21 protein-coding genes and 1 tRNA gene are annotated in these 21,873 nt (G+C 49.5%); 4 read left to right on the forward strand and 18 right to left on the reverse strand.

Going from position 1 to position 21,873, the window contains the following annotated elements:
- Positions 1–10 precede the first annotated feature (10 nt).
- The 9 genes from acpP to H8730_RS05980 form a co-directional block, all read right to left on the reverse strand.
- The gene (acpP, locus tag H8730_RS05940; RefSeq protein WP_177719746.1) at positions 11–241 is read right to left on the reverse strand and encodes an acyl carrier protein; all 231 of its coding nucleotides are present in this window, start codon (positions 239–241) and stop codon (positions 11–13) included.
- A gap of 31 nt (positions 242–272) precedes the next feature.
- Positions 273–1,277, reverse strand: a complete 1,005-nt coding sequence (plsX, locus tag H8730_RS05945; RefSeq protein ID WP_177719745.1) for a phosphate acyltransferase PlsX — start codon at positions 1,275–1,277, stop codon at positions 273–275.
- A 117-nt stretch (positions 1,278–1,394) separates the two neighbouring features.
- Positions 1,395–1,928, reverse strand: a complete 534-nt coding sequence (locus H8730_RS05950) for a Holliday junction resolvase RecU (protein ID WP_177719744.1) — start codon at positions 1,926–1,928, stop codon at positions 1,395–1,397.
- A gap of 9 nt (positions 1,929–1,937) precedes the next feature.
- The gene (locus tag H8730_RS05955) at positions 1,938–3,296 is read right to left on the reverse strand and encodes a PFL family protein (RefSeq protein ID WP_177719743.1); all 1,359 of its coding nucleotides are present in this window, start codon (positions 3,294–3,296) and stop codon (positions 1,938–1,940) included.
- 32 nt (positions 3,297–3,328) lie between these two features.
- Positions 3,329–3,598: an ACT domain-containing protein gene (locus H8730_RS05960; RefSeq protein WP_346726558.1), complete on the reverse strand. Its 270-nt coding sequence runs from the start codon at positions 3,596–3,598 to the stop codon at positions 3,329–3,331.
- 19 nt (positions 3,599–3,617) lie between these two features.
- On the reverse strand, positions 3,618–5,237 hold the full coding sequence (locus H8730_RS05965) for an ABC transporter substrate-binding protein (RefSeq protein WP_177719741.1): 1,620 nt from the start codon (positions 5,235–5,237) through the stop codon (positions 3,618–3,620).
- Complete coding sequence (gene coaE / locus H8730_RS05970; protein ID WP_177719740.1) at positions 5,230–5,868, reverse strand: dephospho-CoA kinase; 639 nt, start codon at positions 5,866–5,868, stop codon at positions 5,230–5,232. The genes H8730_RS05965 and coaE overlap by 8 nt, the downstream gene beginning before the upstream one ends.
- Positions 5,855–8,560 (reverse strand): DNA polymerase I, encoded by a 2,706-nt coding sequence (gene polA, locus H8730_RS05975; RefSeq protein WP_249289563.1) that lies wholly within the window; start codon positions 8,558–8,560, stop codon positions 5,855–5,857. Before polA ends, coaE begins: the two co-directional genes overlap by 14 nt.
- A 110-nt stretch (positions 8,561–8,670) precedes the next feature.
- Positions 8,671–9,897 carry an MFS transporter gene (locus H8730_RS05980; protein ID WP_177719738.1) on the reverse strand — a complete coding sequence of 409 codons (1,227 nt, stop codon included), beginning with the start codon at positions 9,895–9,897 and terminating at the stop codon, positions 8,671–8,673.
- 314 nt (positions 9,898–10,211) lie between these two features.
- On the opposite strand from H8730_RS05980, the gene H8730_RS05985 reads away from it, so the two are divergent.
- Positions 10,212–10,295: transfer RNA gene (locus H8730_RS05985), tRNA-Leu, on the forward strand.
- A gap of 149 nt (positions 10,296–10,444) precedes the next feature.
- On the opposite strand, the gene H8730_RS05990 is transcribed toward H8730_RS05985, so the two are convergent.
- From H8730_RS05990 to H8730_RS06020, 9 genes are all read right to left on the reverse strand, one after another.
- On the reverse strand, positions 10,445–11,638 hold the full coding sequence (locus tag H8730_RS05990; protein WP_177719737.1) for a site-specific integrase: 1,194 nt from the start codon (positions 11,636–11,638) through the stop codon (positions 10,445–10,447).
- 123 nt (positions 11,639–11,761) lie between these two features.
- Positions 11,762–11,980: a helix-turn-helix domain-containing protein gene (locus H8730_RS05995; protein ID WP_177719736.1), complete on the reverse strand. Its 219-nt coding sequence runs from the start codon at positions 11,978–11,980 to the stop codon at positions 11,762–11,764.
- Between the two features lie 10 nt (positions 11,981–11,990).
- Positions 11,991–12,755, reverse strand: coding sequence for a DUF3991 domain-containing protein (locus H8730_RS06000; protein ID WP_346726559.1), 765 nt, complete (start codon positions 12,753–12,755; stop codon positions 11,991–11,993).
- 130 nt (positions 12,756–12,885) lie between these two features.
- Entirely contained in the window at positions 12,886–13,077 is a 192-nt protein-coding gene (locus tag H8730_RS06005; RefSeq protein WP_249289564.1) for a DUF3791 domain-containing protein, read from the reverse strand.
- 30 nt (positions 13,078–13,107) lie between these two features.
- Positions 13,108–14,307 (reverse strand): ATP-binding protein, encoded by a 1,200-nt coding sequence (locus H8730_RS06010; RefSeq protein ID WP_249289565.1) that lies wholly within the window; start codon positions 14,305–14,307, stop codon positions 13,108–13,110.
- Positions 14,308–14,477: 170 nt separating this feature from the next.
- On the reverse strand, positions 14,478–14,642 hold the full coding sequence (locus tag H8730_RS18025) for a DUF6664 family protein (RefSeq protein ID WP_430385371.1): 165 nt from the start codon (positions 14,640–14,642) through the stop codon (positions 14,478–14,480).
- Between the two features lie 29 nt (positions 14,643–14,671).
- A complete protein-coding gene (locus tag H8730_RS17570; RefSeq protein ID WP_283243874.1) occupies positions 14,672–14,803 on the reverse strand; it encodes a hypothetical protein in 132 nt (43 codons plus the stop codon).
- A gap of 71 nt (positions 14,804–14,874) precedes the next feature.
- Positions 14,875–15,102 (reverse strand): antirestriction protein ArdA, encoded by a 228-nt coding sequence (locus H8730_RS06015; RefSeq protein WP_177719733.1) that lies wholly within the window; start codon positions 15,100–15,102, stop codon positions 14,875–14,877.
- A gap of 283 nt (positions 15,103–15,385) precedes the next feature.
- Positions 15,386–18,385 carry an ABC transporter ATP-binding protein/permease gene (locus H8730_RS06020; RefSeq protein ID WP_177719732.1) on the reverse strand — a complete coding sequence of 1,000 codons (3,000 nt, stop codon included), beginning with the start codon at positions 18,383–18,385 and terminating at the stop codon, positions 15,386–15,388.
- Positions 18,386–18,609: 224 nt separating this feature from the next.
- Here H8730_RS06020 and H8730_RS06025 point away from each other — a divergent pair, with 224 nt between their 5' ends.
- The 3 genes from H8730_RS06025 (at position 18,610) to H8730_RS06035 (ending at position 21,861) form a co-directional block, all read left to right on the forward strand.
- Positions 18,610–19,995, forward strand: coding sequence for a vWA domain-containing protein (locus H8730_RS06025; RefSeq protein WP_249289566.1), 1,386 nt, complete (start codon positions 18,610–18,612; stop codon positions 19,993–19,995).
- A gap of 158 nt (positions 19,996–20,153) precedes the next feature.
- The gene (locus H8730_RS06030; protein WP_249289567.1) at positions 20,154–20,834 is read left to right on the forward strand and encodes a response regulator transcription factor; all 681 of its coding nucleotides are present in this window, start codon (positions 20,154–20,156) and stop codon (positions 20,832–20,834) included.
- Positions 20,824–21,861: a HAMP domain-containing sensor histidine kinase gene (locus tag H8730_RS06035; protein ID WP_249289568.1), complete on the forward strand. Its 1,038-nt coding sequence runs from the start codon at positions 20,824–20,826 to the stop codon at positions 21,859–21,861. Before H8730_RS06030 ends, H8730_RS06035 begins: the two co-directional genes overlap by 11 nt.
- The last annotated feature ends 12 nt before the right edge of the window (positions 21,862–21,873 follow it).

A 21,873-nucleotide genomic window follows, 5' to 3' on the forward strand; every position in this document is an offset into this window, starting at 1 on the left:
CCGCAGACTTTTATTGATTTTCCTTTACGAATTGGAGGGCATCTCCTACAGTCTTGATCTGTTCTCCCACCTCTCCCTCAAGTTCTACGCCAAATTCTTCCTCCACAGCCATCAGAACCTGAAACAGGTCTATGGAATCCGCTCCCAAATCGTCCGCAAAGGATGTCTCCTCGGTGATTTCCGCCTCATCCACACTGAGTTCCTCCGCAATGATCTTTTTCAATCTCTCCATCTCATCCATCCAAATATCTCCTTTCGATTGTTCCTTTATTCTAGTGAATCTCTATATTCTTTTGAATGTCCTCGTTCACGCCGGACTGTAAGAATCGCCTGCACTGCCCAATGGCATTGGCCATTGCCGCCGCCTTGGAATTCCCGTGAGCCTTGATAACAGCGCCGTCCACCCCTAGCAGCGGCGTTCCCCCTACGGAGGAAGGGTCCAGCTTGTGTTTCATATCCCGGAGGTCCGGCTTCAGCATCAGACCGCCGATCTTGCCCTTAACAGATTGGGATATGGTCTCCTTCATCAGCGATAGAATGAAACCCGCCGCTCCCTCCACTGTCTTTAGAAGGATGTTTCCGGCAAACCCATCGCAGACAGCAATCTCCACAGCGCCTGCAAATAGATCCCGCGCCTCAACGTTCCCTGCGAAATTGAGAGCGGTCTCCTCTCTCAACATGGGATACACTTCTTTCGTCAAAGCGTTGCCCTTTCCACCCTCCGCTCCAACATTCAACAGCCCGACCCGCGGGGAATCAACACCGTATTGCGCTCGATAATAGATACTGCTCATCTGCGCAAACTGCACGAGGTACGCTGGCTTGCAGTCCATGTTGGCGCCTACGTCCAAGACGAGGGTTGGCCTCTCGCCCGTCGGCAGCGCAATGGACAACGCCGGGCGCAAAATGCCGGGAATTCGTCCCACCAACAGCGTTGCACCGGCCAGCAGCGCCCCTGTGTTGCCAGCTGATACCATACCGTCCGCCTTCTTCTCTCTCACCATGCGCATCGCGACCGCCATGGAGGAGTCCTTCTTGCGGCGAATGGCATCCGCCGGGGATCTCTCTTCGTTCTCCACCACCTGTGTCGTATGTAGAATGTGCAGCCGGTCCCGATTGTATTCTTTTCCCTCTAAAACCTTTTCAATCACGGCTGTATCTCCCAACAGCGTGACCGTCAAGTCGTCAAACGCCCCCAGAGCCGTCAATGCGCCCTCGACCGGAGCCTCCGGCGCATGATCCCCGCCCATGGCGTCAACAGCGATGGAATACCCCATTCTTTCCCGTCCTTTCCGCTTTTCAGCACCGTCACAGCGGGCATCCGCAGTACTATTAATATACTAGACTTTGCATCAACTTTCAATACCTACGACAAAAATTATTTTCATGTTTTGTTACAAAATTTTCCTTTGATTTTGGTAATATTTTAACGCGGCTTTCAGATAGTGAAGGCATCCGCCTGACTCATAAGGGATCTCATACTGGGGCTCAAAGGCCTCATAGGGGATGGATTTCCGGCTTCCCCCTTGAAAATACTCTTCTAATATCTCAAAAGGGAGCAAGAAATATTCATCCCGGGCGGAAAAATGGACCAGCAAAAACGCCAGCCCTCCCTGGGCCGTAAAATCCCGCATGAACTTCACCTGATGTTCGTGTATGTTGGAGAAGGGCAGGCTCTTCTTCCCCGTCTCCTTGGCGTCGAAACACATCGGGATTCCCCGCATGACTCCAATGTAATCCACCGTACTCTTCTGCTCGAAGTAGGCAAGCCGAATCATCTTTTTCTCCGAATCAAAGTCCACCGGCTTAATGGGCGTCGGGATCTTTTGAATCAGTGCGACCCCTTCTCTCCGATACAGATCATTGGTCATGTTGATCAGCTCTTCTAGGACACTTCCCCGCAGTCCCCTGCTGTTCCAATACCCCATGGAGCGCTCCTAGTTCTTATAGCTGTGAACCGGCGCCGGGATACGCCCGCCCCTCTTAATAAAATCATAGCTGGAAAACCGGTTGACCGGCATGATGGGCGCATATCCCAGCAGCCCGCCAAACTCAACCCTGTCCCCCACCGCCTTTCCGTGTACGGGGATAATGCGAACCGCTGTCGTCTTGGAATTAATCATGCCAATGGCCATCTCATCTGCGATGATGCCGGAGATGGATGCGGCCGGTGTATCGCCGGGTATGGCAATCATATCCAGCCCAACGGAACAGACACAGGTCATGGCTTCCAGCTTCTCCAAAGTCAGACTGCCTTTTTCAACAGCCTCAATCATGCCGTGATCTTCGCTGACAGGGATAAAAGCCCCCGACAAACCGCCCACAAAAGAGGATGCCATGAGCCCTCCTTTTTTCACCTGGTCATTGAGCAGGGCCAACGCTGCTGTGGTCCCAGGCGCTCCGGCACATTCCAGCCCCATCTCCTCAAAGATCTCCGCAATGCTGTCCCCGACCGCCGGCGTGGGCGCAAGAGACAGATCGATGATGCCAAAAGGAACGTCCAACATCTTAGAGGCTTCCAGCGCCACCAGCTGGCCGACCCGGGTAATCTTAAATGCCGTTTTCTTGATGGTCTCGCTGAGGATCTCAAAATTCTGCCCTTTCACGGATTCCAGGGCTTTTTTGACCACACCTGGGCCCGAGACGCCCACATTGATGATGGTATCGGCCTCCCCAACGCCGTGGAAAGCGCCGGCCATAAAGGGATTGTCCTCCGGCGCGTTGCAGAAAACGACGAGCTTCGCGCAGCCGATGGAGTCCTCATGTCTTGTGACGTAGGCCAGATCCAGAATTCTTTCCCCCAAGATTCGGACTGCGTCCATATTGATACCTGACCGGCTAGAGCCAACGTTGACAGAGCCGCAGACATTCTGGGTATTGCCCAGAGCCTCGGGTATACTCTCGATAAGCGCTTCGTCGGTGGGCGTCATTCCCTTTTGCACAAGCGCGGAAAAACCGCCGATAAAATTGACGCCGACTTCAGCCGCCGCTTTATCCAGAGTCTGGGCAATAGCCGGAAAATCCGCGTGATCACAGGCGGCGGAACAGATGGACACAGGGGTTACGGAAATCCGTTTATTCACAATGGGAACGCCGAATTTTTTCTGGATCTCCTCCCCCGCCTTGACAAGGTTTTCCGCCTTTTTTGTAATTTTGTCATAGATCTTCCTCTGGAACGTCGAACAATCGGAGTGAGCACAGTCCAGCAAACTGATGCCCATGGTGATCGTCCGCACATCCAGGTTCTCCTCTTCGATCATCCGATTGGTTTCTTGAACTTCATTTAGATTGACCAAGGCTTGTTCCTCTCTTTCTTAGACTGGAAAACTTAGATTCGGTGCATGGACTGGAAAATATCCTCGTGCTGCAGTTTAATCTGGAGGCCCAACTGGTTTCCTAGCGCATCCAGCGCATCGGAGACCTGGTGAAATTCCTGAATCGAATTTTCCATGTTGACGATCATCATCATGTGGAAATACCCTCCGGTAATCGTCTGAGAAATATCTAAAATGTTGATTTGATTCTTCGCCAACAGAGTACAAACCTCTGCAATGATACCAACCTTGTCGATTCCAACCACCGTGATAATACCTCTCATTGTTTCCTCCATTCTGCCGCTACTGCTGCGATATAAATAAATTTTCAATCCCCCGATACACGTTGTATGAGGTGGGCTCCAAGTCTCCCCGCACATTCAGCCCGGTGAGCGTCGCCTGTTTCTGAAAAAACAGGGTGAAATACGGGAGATCCTCCACCACCTGCTGCGCGAGATTCACAAACGCTTGATGGATCGTCTCCTCCTCCGTCTGCTGGCCGATGGCTTCCAGCGCCGCGTCCATATCCTGACTTGCATATCCTGTATAATTTTGGGAACCTGTGGAGCCAAGGACCTCCATTAAATCCATCTCATCGAAAATCCTAAACCTGCAGAGGGCGAGATCAAAATTTCCTTCCTGCAAGGCCTGCTGAAAGGCTGCCTCTTCTTTTTGATCCAGCGCCGCCACAAAGCCAATCCGCTGTAATTGGTCCACAATTTCCAGTCCGATCGCTTCCTGATCGGGGATCGAGGAGTTGACAAGAACGGTCAGCTGGCTATCGATGGCATTCTGCAAATATTCGCCGGCTCTCTCCATGTCATAGGTATAGTTGGCCTGATTGGTAGGTGAATACCAGCCATTTGGATAGATCGGTGCCTCCGCCAGCGTTCCCTTGCTTAACCAGACGTTTTTTAAAATCTCCGCGGTGTTGAGGCTAAGGGCAATCCCTTTGCGAACCCTGGCTTCCTCCAGCAACGGTTTCTTCATATTGAAAGCCAGCACCTGGACATAATGACTGTCGATGCTGTACATTGACAGGTTCTTCTGGTTGATATAATTTCCCCAGTTCAAAAACTCTGTGTGGAATAGCGTCGTCTTTTTTTGATTGAACGCCTCCAGCTTAGCCGATTCATCCCTGCTCAGATATACCGATATATTGGTGATATAGGGGGTCTGCTTGAAATACATATCGTTGGACACAAGCCGAAGTTCCCGAAGTGCCTGATAGGATTCCACCTTATATGGCCCGCTGCCCATGGGGTCGAAGGCGTTGTCCAGCCCCTCCTCCACATTGCCGGTATAGTACGATTGAGAGATGACAGGGAAGTACAGCCTCTTAAGGTTTAGCCTGGACGCATTGGTAAAGGTGATGATCAACTGGGTGTTGCCTGACGTTCGGACTGATTCGATACATTGGACACAGGATTTATAATAGACAGTCTCAGGGGCCTGCTGCAATACCTGGATTGAATAGGCGGCGTCCTGTGCCGTCACCGCTTTTCCATTCTGCCATAGGATATCCGTGTTGATGGTGATGGTGACAGTGCGGTTGTCCTCCGACCATTCCCAGCTGCTCCCGATGGATGGGCAGACCTCATCCTGCTGGTTGATATCCAACAGAGGGCTAAAGATCAGGTTCAGCATCTGGGCCGTGTCTTCATCGTCGGTCAGCAGAGGGTTGAGGGTCTGTGGATTTTGCACTGTCATGCTCAGCTCTCCGCCCGCCTGCGGAACCGGATCCGCTTCCGATTCCGATTCCTCTGGAGCGGAGGAGAGATCCGTCATGGACTCCTGGCTATTTTCCTCTGACTCCGAAATTTGAGAGGATTCCCCTTCGCTTATAGGAGAACAGCCGGCTGTCAAGACGCATATCATCAATAGCAGGCCTATCCGCATGTGCAGATTGTGTAGTTTACCCATGGCCTTCCCCCTCTCCCCTTTCCATCATCCTCGCATAGACTCGGTCACACTGTGCGTACAGCGCCGGCGTATCGCCGCCGCCATCGAATACGACTGCCGCCCTGCGGCTGTATTCTTCATCACTCCACTGACTCTGTACCCGCGCCACAGCCTCCGCCTCTGTCAAATTCTGCCGCTTCATAATCCGGCGGATTCGAACCTGGGGATCCGCGCACACAGCCCAGACTTCCTGCACCATGTCCTTCAATGGCGAGCGCAGCAGCTCAATGGCCTCAACCAAAAGAAAAGGAGCTTCCGGTTCAGCCTCCTGGGTCTTCGCAATGGCCTCATCGATTCGAATACAGATGACGGGGTGTGTGATGGAGTTTAATCGGTTTAGCGCCTTTGCATCGGTAAATACAATCTTTCCAAGCTTTCTCCTGTCCACTTGCTTCTGATCCGCATTCAGTATATCGCTGCCAAAGGCTTTTGTCAACTCCTGCTTTACCCCATCCTCCAACAGCACCTCATGGCCTACTACGTCGGCATCGAGAATGGGAATTCTGTAGGCATCGCGGAAATAGCGGGACACTGTGCTCTTTCCTGCGGCGATGGTTCCCGTAATCCCGATAACCGGTTTATTTTGCCTCATACCAATTCTCTCCCGTATGAATATCGATCTCCAGCGGCACTTTCAAATCGGCCGCACCTGTCATCTCTTCCTCCAGAATCCGGCGCACTGCCTCCTCCTCCGGGCGGTACACCTCCATGAGAAGCTCGTCATGGACTTGCAGCAGCAGCCGGCTGCGGAGCTTTTCTCGCTTGACGCGCTGATACACTCTGACCATGGCGATCTTGATGATATCGGCCGCGCTCCCCTGAATCGGCATATTCTTCGCCACCCGCTCGCCAAAAGAGCGCATATTGAAATTCTTTGATTTTAGTTCATCGATACTCCGTCGCCGCCCAAAAATTGTGACGCCGTACCCCCGCTCTCTGGCGGATTCCACACATTCCTCCAGAAATCCTTTGACTTTCGGATATTGCTGAAAATACGCGTTGATATATTCGGAAGCTTCCTTTTGGCTGATATGAAGGTCATCGCTCAGAGAGAATGCACTGATTCCATAGATAATGCCAAAATTTACAGCTTTTGCGGAATTTCGCTGCGCCGCTGTGATATCCTCCGGCGGGATTCCCAGGACCTGGGACGCTGTCAGGCGATGGATATCCTCTCCCCGCTGGTACGCCTCGATCATCGTTTCATCCCCGGACATATGGGCCAATAGCCGCAGCTCGATCTGAGAGTAATCTGCATCCATGAAGAGGAAGTCACTGCTTTCCGGCACGAAGGCCTTTCGGAGCTGCCGTCCCAGTTCCATACGGATGGGAATATTCTGTAGATTTGGATCCGTACTGGACAATCGCCCGGTGGCTGTAACGGTCTGCTGAAATCGGGAATGGATTTTTCCATCCTCCCGGTGGATATAGGGAGCCAACCCTTCCACGTAGGTGGACTGTAGCTTGCCCAATTGCCGGAAAAGCAAAATGTTTCCAATAATAGGATGAAGAGGGTTCAACTTCTCCAGCACCTCCGCGGAAGTCGAATACCCGGATTTCGTTTTCTTCTGCACCGGCAGCCCCAGCCGCTCGAACAGAACTTCCCCCAACTGCTTGGGGGAGTTGATATTGAAGGGGCCCCCTGCCATATCATAAATCGTTTCGGTGAGTTTTGTCAATTCCCCTGCCAGGAAATGCCCGATCTCATTGAGCACCGGGACATTCACCTTGATTCCGATCTGCTCCATGGATGCCAACACTTCTACAAGGGGCAATTCAACATCATAAAAAAGCCGCTCCATCCCCTTGTCGGCCAGTTCTTGCTTCATCTTTGGATAGACCCGGTATACGATCTGTGTCAGGGATGCGGCATACAGAGTTCTTCTCTCTGGAGACAAATCCAGCAGGGACATCTTTTTGCTTCCAGAGCCCAGCACTTCGATCTCCGACGATGCAAATTCTCCGAGATAAATGGTAGATAGTTCATCGATGGTGTAGGTATCCTTGGAAGGGTTGATCAGATAGGCGGCAATCATCGTATCGAACACAACCCCCTTCGGCTGGACGCCATAGGGGAGAAACGCGCGATATTCTTCTTTGAAATTATGTCCGATCTTCCGGATCTGCTCCTTCTCCATGATGGGTTTCAGCTGGACGGCCAGCTCGTTCCAGGGGATCACGCTTGTCTCCACCCACCAGGCGCTTTCCTCCTCAAAACACAGACTGATCCCCTGAATGGTCTCTCCCTCTTCCAAAATCTCCATGGCCACGAGAGACGCTTGCTCCAATTTCTGGCACAGCGCTCTCCACTCCGCACGAGACTGAACGCGGTGCAAGTCTTGACGCTCTTGCGCCAGCTCCGTCTCCTCCAGCCCCTGCTCTTCCATCAAGCTCATCTGCTCCGCCATCCCGCTTTTTGGTAAAAATCGTTCAAGGAGACTTTTGAATTCGTATTGTTTCAACACTTGAATAAAGGCTGGATTTTGAAAATTGTCCATGGAAAATGGGCTGACGTCCTCCGGTATGTCGCAGTCCGTACAGATTGTCGCCAGGGTCAGGCTGAGTCGAGCCTGCTCCTGAAATTCCTCCAGATTCTGTCCCGCACGGGCTGGCTTCACCTGGGCCGCGTGAGCGATGGCATTTTCCACAGATTGATACTCCTGAATGATTTTGGCAGCTGTCTTTTCCCCGATCGAGGGCACTCCCGGAATGTTGTCCGATGGATCGCCCATCAGCGCCTTCATCTGGAGATATCCATCTGGGGTTACCCCGTATTTCGCCTCAACATCGGCTGGGAAATAGGTTTCCAGCTCTGTTCCGCCCTTTTTCGTTTTCGGGATTAAGATTTTCAGGTTCTCTTCCGCTAGCTGCAACAGATCCCGGTCTCCGGAGAGCACTGTCACCTCATCCCCCTGGTGGGCGCGCCGCTTCGCGATGGTTCCTAGAATATCATCCGCCTCAAAGCCTTCCTTCATCAAAAGCTGAATTCCCGCCTTATCCAAAATCTCCTGAATGATCGGAATCTGCATGTGAAGCTCATCTGGCATAGCAGATCGATTTCCCTTATACTGGGCGTACAGATTGTGCCGGAATGTCGGCGCTTTCACGTCAAAGGCCACGGCGGCTAAATCTGGCTTTTCCATCTCCACAACTTTCATAAAAATGTTGATGAATCCATACACCGCGTTGGTGTACACCCCTTGGGAATTAGAAAGAAGCGGCACGCCATAAAATGCCCGGTTCGCTATGGAATGTCCATCCACTAGTAATATTTTGTTTTTCATGATATGCCTCCATCTGCCCCACATGCCCGGCAGTTTTTTGCTGCTTGCTACCAACAGTATACCAAATTAAAGGGAAAAAAACCCAATTTTCTCTCCAAATTTATAAAATCTTAAGTTTCTTTTCTTTTTCGGCCTATGCGCCGGACTAAAATTACCAGCATCACGGGAAAGACAATCGCTGCTAAAAGGCCGGCGCGCAGGGCCACCTGCTCCGCTTCCATCCCTGTTTTGTCCAAAAGCCATTGGGACTCCGCCGCCGCGTCGGAGACGAATCCTGTCAGCCATGGGCCTGCGGAACAGCCTATGTCGCCGCCCATGGCCATCAGCGCAAACAGGGCTGTTCCAGCGCTAGGCAGCGCATCCGCCGCAATCACCAGCGTTCCCGGCCACATCAGGCTTACGGACAATCCACAGATGCCGCACGCCAGCAGGGAGAGCATTGGCCACGGTGAAAAGACGACGGTTAGATAGCACGCGATACAGAGCAATCCACAGATGGTGAGCATATTCTTTATGTTGAGCCTCGCCCCCTTGATCCCGTACAGCATTCGGCCAACCCCCATCAACAGGGCAAAAAAACAGGGCCCTGCCAGATCGCCCAGGGTTTTATTGAGCTGCAATCCTTTTTGCGCAAACAGGGACGCCCACTGGGACATCGCCTGCTCTGAGGCTCCGGAGGCTACCATGATAAGGGCGGCAATCCAGAACAACTTGTTCTTGAACAGCCGGCGCAGCCCGCCCATTTCCTCCCCCGCTTCTACCTTCGGGAGGGGGGCACTCCAAAACAGAAACACATTGACCAGGGGAACGAGCGTCCAGATGGCCATGATCCATTGCCAATGCTCCCGCCCCAGAATCAGCAGCAACAGAGTCGATATCAGGACAGCCCCCAGTTGCCCCCAACAATAAAAAGAGTGAAGGAGGCTCATCGCTGGTCCTTTTTCTTCAAAGGAAAGGCCTTGCACAATTGGGCTGATCAGCACTTCGATTAGGCCACAGCCAACGGCGTATATGCATGCGGCCAACACCAGACCACCGTACACGTGTCCAGCAAATAGGTTCGGGGCCACGGCCAGCATTCCGAACCCAATCGCCGCTAAAATATGGGCCACCACCGACGGAGCCCGATATCCTGTCTTGGCAATCAACTTTGCCATCACCACATCGACGAGCATCTGCACCAAAAAGGTGATGAGCACCAAGCGGCCTAGCTGTTCAAAGGTGATGCCGAAATCCTCCTGAAAGATGATAAACAGAACCGGTGGGACATTGATCGAAATGGCTTGCACAATATACCCGATATAACAGGCCGCCAAAGTTTTTTTCTGTGAGTGCATTGTATCCTCCATTCTGAAGCGCTTTTGCCCGGTTATATGCGCCGCCAAATGAGATTTGTGGCGGCAAGAGGCTATCTGTGGCAATCCGGCCCAAATAGCACACCATCTATTTTCTTACCGCAGCAGTTTCGTCGCTTCACCCGCAGTGCGACAGGACCTGCGCACTGCACTTTGTGTTCGTGGATATTATACAGTATTTTTTATCGTTTGAGAAGTCCCTAGAGGGGAAGAATTTGAAGTTTAGAAAATGCTGCATTTTTTGGGAAAGGTGTTGACACAAACTTTTGGATGTGGTATGATAATGTTCGTTGTTAGCCGGTGTGTTGGAATTGGCAGACGAGGCGGACTCAAAATCCGTTGATGGTGACATCGTGTGGGTTCGAGTCCCACCACCGGCACTAGACTTTAACAGCTCGTAACCCCTTGATATATCGGGGCTTGCGGGCTTTTCTTTATGCTCTGCTTTTCTTTGCAGCGTCCCTCGCGCATCAGCAAATTTGCCATTTTCGGGCTGATTTTTGGAGGGACATTGGAGGGACATAGAGCATTAAGCGGAGGGATATACGCCTAAAATCGCATTGGCAGACGCAACCTTTGAGGTGAAATTCAGGTGCGTGTAAATGTTTGAGGTGGTCGAAATATCGCTGTGACCTAACCACTCCTGAATTTCTTTCAGGCTGACACCGTTTGCATACAAAAGGCTTGCACAGCTATGCCGCAGATCGTGGAAACGAATCTTCCGCAACCCGTTCTTTTGCAGAACCAGCGGAAAATGCTGTGTGATATAGCCGGGCTTTATAAGCTCACCGATTTCGTTTACATAGATATAGTCGGTGTATTTCCTGCAATAAGATTTCCCGCACAGCTTTCGGTTTATTTCCTGCTCCGCTTTCAGACGGTGCAATAATTCTTCAAAGGGCGGTACAAGCGGTAGGCTGCGATAGCTTGCCTTTGTTTTTGTCCGATCCTTTTGAATAATCTTGCTCTTGCCGTCTATGGTTGCCTGTGTAACTGTATGACGAATGGTGATTGTTTTCTTCTTAAAATCGATCGCGTCCCACTTTAAGCCGACCGCTTCACTTCGGCGCAGTCCATAAAACGCGCCGAGGATAATGCCAAGCTCTATGGGGTCGCCTTTGACAATCTCAAAAAGACGGTTTAGCTCATCTTCTTCGTAAACGCTGCCGACAAACTTTTCTTTTTTCGGCCGTTCAATACGATCCGCCGGGTTCGTATCAATCAAGCCGAGTTTGAAAGCGTGCTGTAAGGCTTTACGGATATTGGCGTGGCGGTGTATGACCGTGTTTGCGGAAACGCCCCGCACCGTCAACTCGTATGTGTAGTAGTCCTGTATATGCTTCGGCGTGACCTCACACAGAGCCAGTCCGGGGTGGTGTTCTTCAAAGTACGGAATGATTTTGCTTTTTATCGCCATAGAATACGCCCCGTATGTCGTTTCCTCCACATTCCTTTTTGTCATCTCCAGCCAGTCGAGCAGAAAAGCAGTAAAAAGGATTGTGTCTACAGGGGCTTTGCCCGTGCTGCGTTCAATTGATCTCGCCTCTAACTCGGCTTCTTTGGCGGCACGAGCTTCGGAAAGCATTTTTTCGGCACGCTTTTTATTGCCCTTTATGGGCAAACCCGTGGATTTAGACGGCGTATGCCGTTTTCCGTATTCGTCCACATAGTTGAGTACCATATGATAGTACCCGTTTTTTTCTCGCAGATGTCCTGCTACCATAATAAAACCTCCTTTGGAGAGTTCGCTTGCAAAGCGAACTCTTGTACAGTCGTAGATTCATCTGCCATTGACATTTACATTGTAGCAGAAAGAACCTCATAGGCCAAATGTGCGAACGAGGTTTTACGCAGTAGATTTATCTATTAATTCCAAGTATTCAAGAATGTTGAGCTTCGGGATTCGATAGCGGCGACCGACGATAAAACTCTTGATTTTGTTGGATTTCAAGAGTTTGTAAGCGGTTTTGTTGCAGATACCTCCGAGCATATTACACATTTGCTCAACATTGACTACATCAGGATAATCCGTGAATAAAATTTTATAGGCTGTCTGTGATTCCATAGGCATCCCCTTATCGGTTCTTCGGGATAATCTCGTAGTCATACCCTTTTCGTTGATTACAATAGGTGCAGGTGTCTTTCTCGGTCTGCTGCGGGTCGATCCTGCGTAAAGAATAAGCGCCCGTACCGTAGAAGTTGTCGGCCATTGTCCCATAGGACAGTAGATCGACCGCCGATTCAAACAGGTTCAGCGTACCGCTTTCATTGGCGGCGGGAATCCCAAAAGAATAATGCTTATCGCTGCCGTTTGCGTCCCCGATAAAGTCCGAGCCGATACCGCGCAAATTGGCATAGCGGGGTTTGCCGCTGCGATCCTGCCCGACGAACACGACATTGTGATAAGGATAGCTTTCATACAGCCGTTCCGTACTGATACAAAAATCTATCAGGTCATAGTCGATACCTCGTCCACGCAGATATTCGACGACATGAGTAGCGCAGCGATTCGCTTTTGGCAGAAGCAAAACTTTCGGCTTCTGTTCCTTTGGTGCGGGGAAATAGGTCGGCGGAGATACTGCGACATTCCCCATAATCGTTTCAACTGCCTGCATAAACGGCATTTTCTTGACCTTGATTAAATAGTCCAGCGCAGAATAGCCGATACCACGGGAAAACCAACACCATTTGCCGTTTGAAATCTTCAAGCTGTCGTGCTCACGGGTGCAGTAGGTGTTTCCTCCAAAATGAACAAGCTCCTGCGGCTCATAGCTTTTCAGATAGGTCAGCAAATCCATTTCACGGGCTTTTTCCACCACCTCCGGCGGGATATATGGCATATTTTTTCACCTCCATTCTGAAATAGAAAAAGCCGAGGGGCTTTCATTAAGAAAACCTCTCAGCTATGTAAGTTTCTGCATATAAAACAAGTGGAATATATGCAGGTAAAAATATTTAGTATGCAGAGCATTAAGCCATCGCAGGCTTGCGGGCTTCAATATACAAATCTATGTCCTCAATAATATAGTTCGTACCTGTTGTGTGCAGAGCTTCATAACAGGAATAGACATACTCCCACACACGGTAACGGCTGAAAAGCTCCGCAAGTTGTTTTCCCGTCAGGTGCTTTGCCAGTTTGTATTGCTCGGCACAATAAATCATAAATTTCCCCTGTTTACTCATACCCATAATTTAATAATCCTCAGCTAACAGAAAATCCGCTAAATGTACGATTTTCACGCCGTTGATATTGCCTGCGGCAAGCTCATCAAGGGTTACGACATACTTGGGGTAGTGGTCTTTGATTTCAAGCAGATTGGCAACCTCACGGTCGGATTCTTCCGGCAGATTACGGCACACCTGTACATAAATACGTTCGTCGCGCCGCACCGCCACAAAGTCAATTTCTTTCGTTTCGTTCTTGCCGATATAGACCTCATAGCCTTTTCTGCGAAGTTCAAAGTACACGATATTTTCCAGCATAGCGGCAACGGATTTCGGATTGAAGCCCATCATGCAGTATTTCAGAGAAGCGTCGGCAAGATAGAATTTTTCCTGCGTTTTCAGTACGGATTTGCCTTGCAGGTCGTATCGCTGACAGCGGTAGATCACAAAGGCCTTTTCCAGCCATTCTAAATGGTTATATACCGATTCCACCGAGAGAGAACGCCCCTCGCTTTTCAGGAACTTCACGATCGCATTAGCGGAAAAGGTCTTGCCGACATTTTCAACGATATACTTTACAACACGGTTGAACAGGTCAAAGTTCGTGATGTTGTGCCGTTTCGTTATATCGCTGGTGATAACAGAATTATAAATGCCCTCGACGATCTGATAGGCCGCACCCTCATTAAAATTGCTCAGTGCAACGATCGGAAAGCCACCCATGCGGATATATTCGGTAAGCAGTTCTTTCGGGGTGCGTCCGCTTGCTTTTTTGAACTCCATATACTCGGCAAAAGAGAGCGTAAATACGGGGATAGAGATATACCGTCCAGTCAGGTAGGTGGATATTTCACTTGACATCAGCTTGGAATTGGAGCCGGTCACATATATGTCTGTATTGGCGTTTTCAAGTAAGCTGTTGACGGCTTTTTCCCAGCCTGTAATTTCCTGCACTTCATCAAGCAGAAGATAGTAACGCTCACCGTCTGTCATTTTCTCCTTGATTTCATTATACATACCCTTATCGGTTATACCGTCATCAAAATCCTCCGAGGTATAACGCATACTGATAATGTGGTCGGCAGGAACGCCACTTTTAATCAAATCGTCCTGCAACATTTCTAAAATCGTAGATTTCCCGCAGCGGCGAATACCAGCAAGGATTTTCACCAGCGGTACATTACGGTAGGTTTTCAATAAATCTAAATAGTGGGGTCTAACGATCATACTAACGCCTCCTTTACTATTAGTATATCCAAAAAACTCTGTGTGGTCAATACTTCTTACTGAGATTTCGTAAAAACTTTTAGTTTTTGATTTCTTTTTCGGTTCTGAATTTTATTTTGACTATGTAAAAAGCGGCACAGGAAATTCCCGTACCGCTTATGCTGAAATATTTAATTTAACGCCCCGACCTTTTTCAGATACGAAATACAGTCGGTATGTCCTCTGAAATATAACCGCTGGCGTTCCATGTCGTCGAGCCTGAACCGCAGACGAAAATACTCGGTCAGAACTTCGTGTTCCGCGGCGGTTATCGAAATATCGCCGCTGCCGTCCATAACTTTGCCGATAAACGGATTGTCTGCTTTCAGCTTTGATGCTGATACAGATTTGCATAGATTTCGTCCGTCTTTTTGAAATCGGCAATCGCTTCGTCCTCAATCTCGGCAAAGGATTCCTCGATCCGCTGTGCTAAATCGGTATAAGAGCTGTCGCTCACTTGAAATCACTTCCTTATCCTTTTTTATTATATATCATACCCAAGTGCGGAAACAATATCAAATGTGCAAATCAGCGCTCCATATCTTTTTCTGTTCTCCCGATAGCAGTGCGTACATAAAGGTTCGGGCTTTGAATACGGTATTCTTCGGGGATATTCTCTATCTTGCCGTCGTAGATGTCAACAAAGCGGCCGCCGTTTGAGCGTACATAACCGTGATCGGTGAAAACGCCGCTTTCATCGAAACGAATATCTCTGCCAAAACTCTCATAGTCGATATAATTTGAAAGAGCGCCCATTGCTTTTGTATCATAACAGCCGCTTTCCTGCCCCCCCTTTGCTTTAAGAAGTTAGCCAAATATATTGTAACCACGGGCAGGGTGCATTATAATAATTTATATCCGTATTATACGGATATAATTCATTTTTCTAAAAATAAAACGTACTTTTGAAGAAGAAATTGTGCCATGGGCATTAAAAACAGGTGGAGAGTGTTTTCGTAACCCTCCACCTGTCTGCTCACGCCGCGTGCTCAGTGCAACCGTTGCAAAACCGAGATGACTCCCTTCGCAAGGTGCTGAATCATTCGCTGCGCAGGGCAATCACCGGGTCTTTCTTTGCGGCCAATCTGGATGGGATCAGACCTGCAATCATCGTAAGGATCACACTGATGGCAACCAAAATGATGGCGGCATTCACCGGGAGTACAGCGATATTGCCGATGCTGGTTAGCCTTTCTGCTATGATACTGATTGGAATGTTCAGCAGAACCGTGATTCCGATTCCAATAAGCCCCGCCGCCAAGCCAACGATGGCTGTTTCCGCATTGAACACACGGGAAATGTCTCTCTTGGAGGCGCCTACACTGCGCAGAATTCCGATTTCCTTCGTGCGCTCTAACACAGAGATATACGTGATAATCCCGATCATAATGGAAGACACGACCAGCGAAATCGAAACAAAACCGATCAGGCCGTAGGATACGGCGTCAATCATAGTCGTGACCCCTGACATAAGAAGGGCTACGTAATCCGTGTAGGAAATCTGATCTTCTTCCGCAACCGATTCATTGTACGCTGTAATGAGGTCGTCAATGATTTCCTTGTCCTCAAAGGTTTCTGCGTAAATATTGATTGTCGACGGCGTATCAAGATCAACTGCGCCGAGGGTGTCAAGGGTGTCTGCGAGAGTGGAACCCGATACGGTGGAGGGCATATATTCATCATAGTACGCTGCAAGGGTGCTTTCATCGGTTACAGCCGCTATCATCTGGTCAAAAGCGGCGGCAACGGCCGCAAATCCCTGGGCTCCAAACAGGTCATTTGAGTTTGAAGCGGCGGCCTTGATCTGTAGCACCTGCGCCTGCGCCTGTTCGGCATATTGTTCTGTGACAAGGGTTTCGATCTGTTTTTTAAGCAACTCCCGCAATTCGTCATCGGAATAGTCGGATAGATACCCCTCCGCAGCTGCTTTGTCAAAGTTGTAGGTATTGGCAACCAATTCAACCATGGAGTCCCGCGTCGAAAAATTTTCCATATAGGCGTTTACCGTCTGCTCCAGGTATTCAGGCGACGGCTTAGATAGGATCGCGGTATACACCTCCGTTTTTTGAATATCATTGAGGGAGGCAAAGTACTCTGTGATTTGCTCCGCTTTGTCGGCATCCGTCGGATCAATATCCTCGGTGATGACAAAGGGAAGTCCTGTCAGGACGTCATAATTCTCATTCTCAGGCAGTAACTGTTCCTTTACAATTTCACTTTCGCCTGTCTTTTCTATGATATATTCCGTCAGGGCCGATGTATAGCCAAAGGTACCGGAAATCGCCGTTGCGGCCGCCTCTGGTTTCGGGCGGAGGATGCCGACAATCTCCAGATCAAATCCATTCTCAATGATTAGCTCCATGGAGGCTTCGTCGTCTCGTATATCCTTCCATGCGCCAGTACTGTCTTTCGTATAATAGTCAGCATTGAGAATCATTTTAAAGGAAGTATTCAGAATATCGTCATAGGCGACTTGCCTGGAAATCGTCTCGATTTCTTCTCCCTTCATGACCGCGCTGAATATATCGTTCACCTCATCATCCGTCATCAAACCGAGCGCATAAAAAGCAACGTCCATGATCTCATTGTTCTGATCCAGAATTAATACAACCTCACTGGCTTCTGTCGGCCAATGCCCGCTGATCAGGTCATATTGTTCATACAGCATATCGGAAAGCAATGCGCCATCTGTTCCCGGCAAGAGTTCCGACCAGAGATTCATTGAGCCAAGGCGAGAACTCATCATCGACTCCATGGTGGTACCCGTCTCGCTGCCGGACTCTTCCCCTGTGGAAAGCGCCGCAACGAGATCTGTGCTGTGATAGACGCCATCTTCCCCCTGAATATAGGTATTCAAATCGATGTCGTACTGATATTGAATGGTGGAAACGTAGTCGTAGAGATTGGTCGTACTCGTTGCGGTGTCCATCTCTCTGTCCAGATATGCTTTGAACGCAGTTAGATTGTTCTGAACATCGCTTCCCGTGAAGGCCGCGTTAAATAACTCATACATCCGGTCATTGGCATACACCGCGTCCCGATCATGCGGTTCCCCCTCCCCTCCCATCATTCCCTCCCCTCCGGAGGTCAGTGCACTCATAATGCCGGATTCCTCCTGCTGAATGGCAATCGGATACGAGGAGAGCGTATCCCGTTGAATGCTGTTGACGTAAGCCTGGATGCCGGTTGAAAGGGAGAGAATCAGCGCAATGCCGATTATTCCAATGGAGCCGGCGAAGGATGTCAACAGCGTGCGTCCTTTCTTTGTGCGCAAATTATTGAAACTGAGGGAGAGCGCTGTAAAAAAGGTCATAGAGATTCTCTTGTGTTTTTTCGTTTTCTCCTCCACAGCATCCGCCACGGTGCATGGATTGGAATCACTGACGACTTTGCCGTCCAGCAGCCGAATAATGCGGGTGGAATATTTTTCTGCCAGTTCTGGATTGTGTGTCACCATGATAACCAGCTTATCTTTGGCAACTTCCTTTAACAGCTCCATGATCTGAACACTGGTTTCGGAATCCAGCGCACCGGTGGGTTCATCGGCTAGCAGGATATCGGGATTGTTGATGAGCGCACGAGCGATGGCCACGCGCTGCACCTGACCGCCCGACATCTGATTCGGCTTTTTGTGGATGTGGTCGCCCAGCCCCACCTTCTTGAGAACAGCAATCGCGCGCTGTCGCCGTTCCCTTTTGGAGACCCCTGCAAGCGTCAAGGCGAGTTCAACATTGGCAAGTATAGTCTGATGCGGAATCAAATTATAGCTTTGAAAAACAAATCCGATGGAGCTGTTGCGGTAATAATCCCAGTCCCCATCCTTATATTTTTTTGTCGACACGCCGTTGATGAGCAGATCCCCGCTCGTATAGCGGTCAAGGCCACCAATGATGTTGAGCATTGTTGTTTTTCCCGAACCGCTTTGTCCCAGTATAGAAACAAATTCATTTTCTCGGAAATTAAGGCTGACATCCTGTAAAGCGTCCTGCTTTAAATCTCCGGTAACATAGGTTTTTACGATATTTTTTAATTGTAGCATGAAGTAACCTCCTGTCTGAATGCCCCCAGTGTAGCACATGAAAATAAACTCTCCGACACGTAAAGATAAACCGAAGATAAACTTTTTCCCGTGGGACCATTTCAATAAACACGGTAGGGGGATATACTCTTGGTATTTTGTAAAAACATCCTATGCGGATTCTAGTCCCACTTGTGCTCTAGCTTACATATACTGTAGTGAGCTTATTTGAGCTCAGAAAGGATGTGTTCCAATTGGGTATCACCAACTCAAACAAAGAACTGAATACCGACAGAATTGATTGCGGTGGTTCGTTCAAGGTCAAACTATCGCTGACAGCGGAGCCGGATATCATCACAAACCCCACTGATATCGTCCTTGTCCTTGACCGTTCCGGCAGTATGTCCGGCAGCCCACTGGCGAATCTGAAAAACGGCGCAAAAAAATTCATTGATATTATTGATGAAGCAACCGACAACACACAGGATGGACAGATTGGGCACGGCAGTCACATCGGAATTGTCAGCTTCGCCGACACGGCGACACAGGACACGCAGCTGGTCACTTCCGTAGAGGAGCTGAAAGAGGCCGTCGACGCACTGTCCGCCGGAGGCCGCACCAACCACGCCGATGCCTTCACAAAAGCAACGCAACTTTTTAATCCCGCTTCGACAAATCAACGTGTCATTGTCATGTTTACAGACGGCCGGACTACAGTGGGGGGAAATCCCACCCCAATAGCCAATGCGGCAAAAGCACAGGGAATCATCATCTACTGCATTGGGCTCTCCGGCAACGGCGGCATCGACGAACAGGCACTGAACGATTGGGCCTCCACCCCGCCTTCCGCCTATGTGGCAATCACGCCGGATGATGAAGAACTGGAAACGTTATTTGAAGATCTGGCCCAGAATATTGCAAAGCCGGGCGCCACCGATATTGTAATTGATGAAAAAGTAAATCCCTGTTTTAAAATCACTGCCGTGTCCAATCCAACCAAAGGAACCACAAGCCTGACAAGCCCCACCTCGCTCCAATGGAAAATTGACGAATTAGGCGCAAAAGGGAGCGAGGGAGCTGTGCTAGAATTCACGGTTGAACATGTTGGGCCATGCTCTGGCACAGTGGAAGTCAATGACAGTATCACCTACCGCGACAGGGATGGCAACCATGTCACATTCCCTTCCCCTAAAATTGAGGTGGACTGTGGAATTGTCATTTTGCCGGAGAAGTGCCCGCACCCCGTTGATATTACCATTGACGGCTGCGAGGACACCCTCGAATTTGACGCAGGAGACATTGGCATGGAATCACTCGGGCGTATTCTTCAGCTTAGCGTTACGCTGAAAAATGTCTGTCCGAATAAGCGCGTGGCGCTGGCCGCCATCCTTACGGAAGTCGATTCGTATGGCATAGAGCACAAGCGCGGGATGAAAATTATAACCGTGCCGGCCCATACGAAGGGAAGCTGCCGGAACGTCACCGTGCGGTGCATCAAGTTTGTCCTGCCGGAAGATCTTGACGTGTCCGGTGGTTCAACCACTTCTCTCTGTAACCAGCGCAAATTCAAAGCAAGATTTATCGCACACTATATCGACAACGATTTCGAATGCTGTAACGCTATCCTCTGATTTCGAGATTCCCGACGCCGGACATTCATTGCGCTCAATGTCCGGCGCTCTATATGTCCGCTGCGAGCGAATATTACAAAACGCAATTTTGTTTACACTGGCGTATCATTTTATGATATAATAATCGCGTTAGGAGAAAGCCCTCAGGAGGTGCCAGCATGTTTAATATTCTCGTAGTAGAAGATAATCCCGATATGCGTGAACTGTTTTGTACGGTGCTATCTGACAAGGGATTTAATGGCATTCCGGCTTCCGATGGCATGGAGGCTCTGGAAATCATGGACAAGGAGTATATCGACCTGATTGTCGCAGACATCATGATGCCGAATATGGATGGCTACGAATTGACAAAATCCTTGCGGGAGGCCAAATACAACCTTCCAATTCTTATCGTCACAGCCAAAGATCAATTTGATGATATGCAGAAGGCATTTCGCGCCGGAACGGACGATTACATGATAAAGCCAATTAACGTCAAGGAGCTTGTCCTCCGGGTAGAAGCGCTTCTGCGGAGGGCTAAAATCTCAAGTGAAAAGAAAATCGCCGTCGGCTCTACGGTACTGGATTACGACGCCCTTACGGTTACACTCCGCGGAAAAGAAACGATTCTGCCGCAGAAAGAGTTTTATCTGCTGTATAAACTGCTCTCCTATCCCAATAAAATTTTCACCCGACAGCAGCTCATGGATGAAATATGGGGTATGTTTTCAGAAACCGATGAGCGGACGGTCAATACCCATATCAACCGGCTTCGGGACAAATTCTCCGACTGCCAGGATTTTGAAATTGTGACGGTCCGCGGACTCGGGTATAAGGCGGTGAAAAAGGTTGAACCATAAGCCTCATTCAAAGCTCTGGCTCTACTTTACCATGATCGTCTTTGGCACCATTATGGCGGCATTTCTGCTCTCCGTTGGATTGTGGCTGTTGAGTTATCGCTGGGGCGTGGTCGACGCACATCCACTGGACCGCCATGTGCCGGTCATGCTATTTCTGGCAATCAGTATCTTAGTCGGGACAATCATCGCACTTTTTGTAGGCAGGCTGATTATCCGCCCGGTTCAGCAGATCAGCGACGCATTTGATGAACTTTCCAAGGGAAATTTTACTGTACGAGTTCCAGGCGGCGAGAAAATTGCCGAAATCCGTGAAATGTCGGAACGCTTTAATTCTATGGCCTATGATCTATCCCATATTGAAACGCTCCGGAATGACTTTGTTGCCAATGTTTCCCACGAATTTAAAACACCCATTTCGGCTATTGAAGGGTATGCGACGCTTTTGCAGGATCCCTCACTCTCCAAAGAAAAACATGACCACTATGTAGACAAGATACTGGATAATTCCGGCAGGCTCTCCAATCTTACCAGCAATATTTTGGCACTGTCAAAGCTGGAAAATCAGGAGGCCATCATTCGCAAGAACGAATATCGCCTGGATGAACAGCTGCGGAAGGTGGTTTTACTCCTTGAAAACAAATGGTCGCCCAAAAATATAGAGTTTGATATTGAACTCCCGCGCCAGATCTACTATGGCGATGAGCCCCTTCTCGATCAAGTCTGGATCAATCTGCTGGATAATGCAATCAAACATTCCCCCGAAGGCGCTGTCATTACAATTTCCCTGCAGGCTGAAGAGCATCAAATTTCGATTCGTATTGCGGATGAAGGAGATGGAATGACGGAGGATGTGCAAAAACATATTTTTGAGAAATTCTATCAGGGGGATCGATCCAGAAAAGAGGCTGGCAACGGACTTGGCCTGGCACTCGTCAAACGGATTTTGGAGTTGTGTCGGGGATCGATCACTGTCATAAGCGCCCCAGGACAAGGCGCAACCTTTACCGTAACCTTGCCAAATAGGTAGGAGTTGCCGCAA

The organism is Bianquea renquensis (genome assembly GCF_014384895.1).
GTDB classification, from domain to species: Bacteria; Bacillota; Clostridia; order Lachnospirales; family Bianqueaceae; genus Bianquea; species Bianquea renquensis.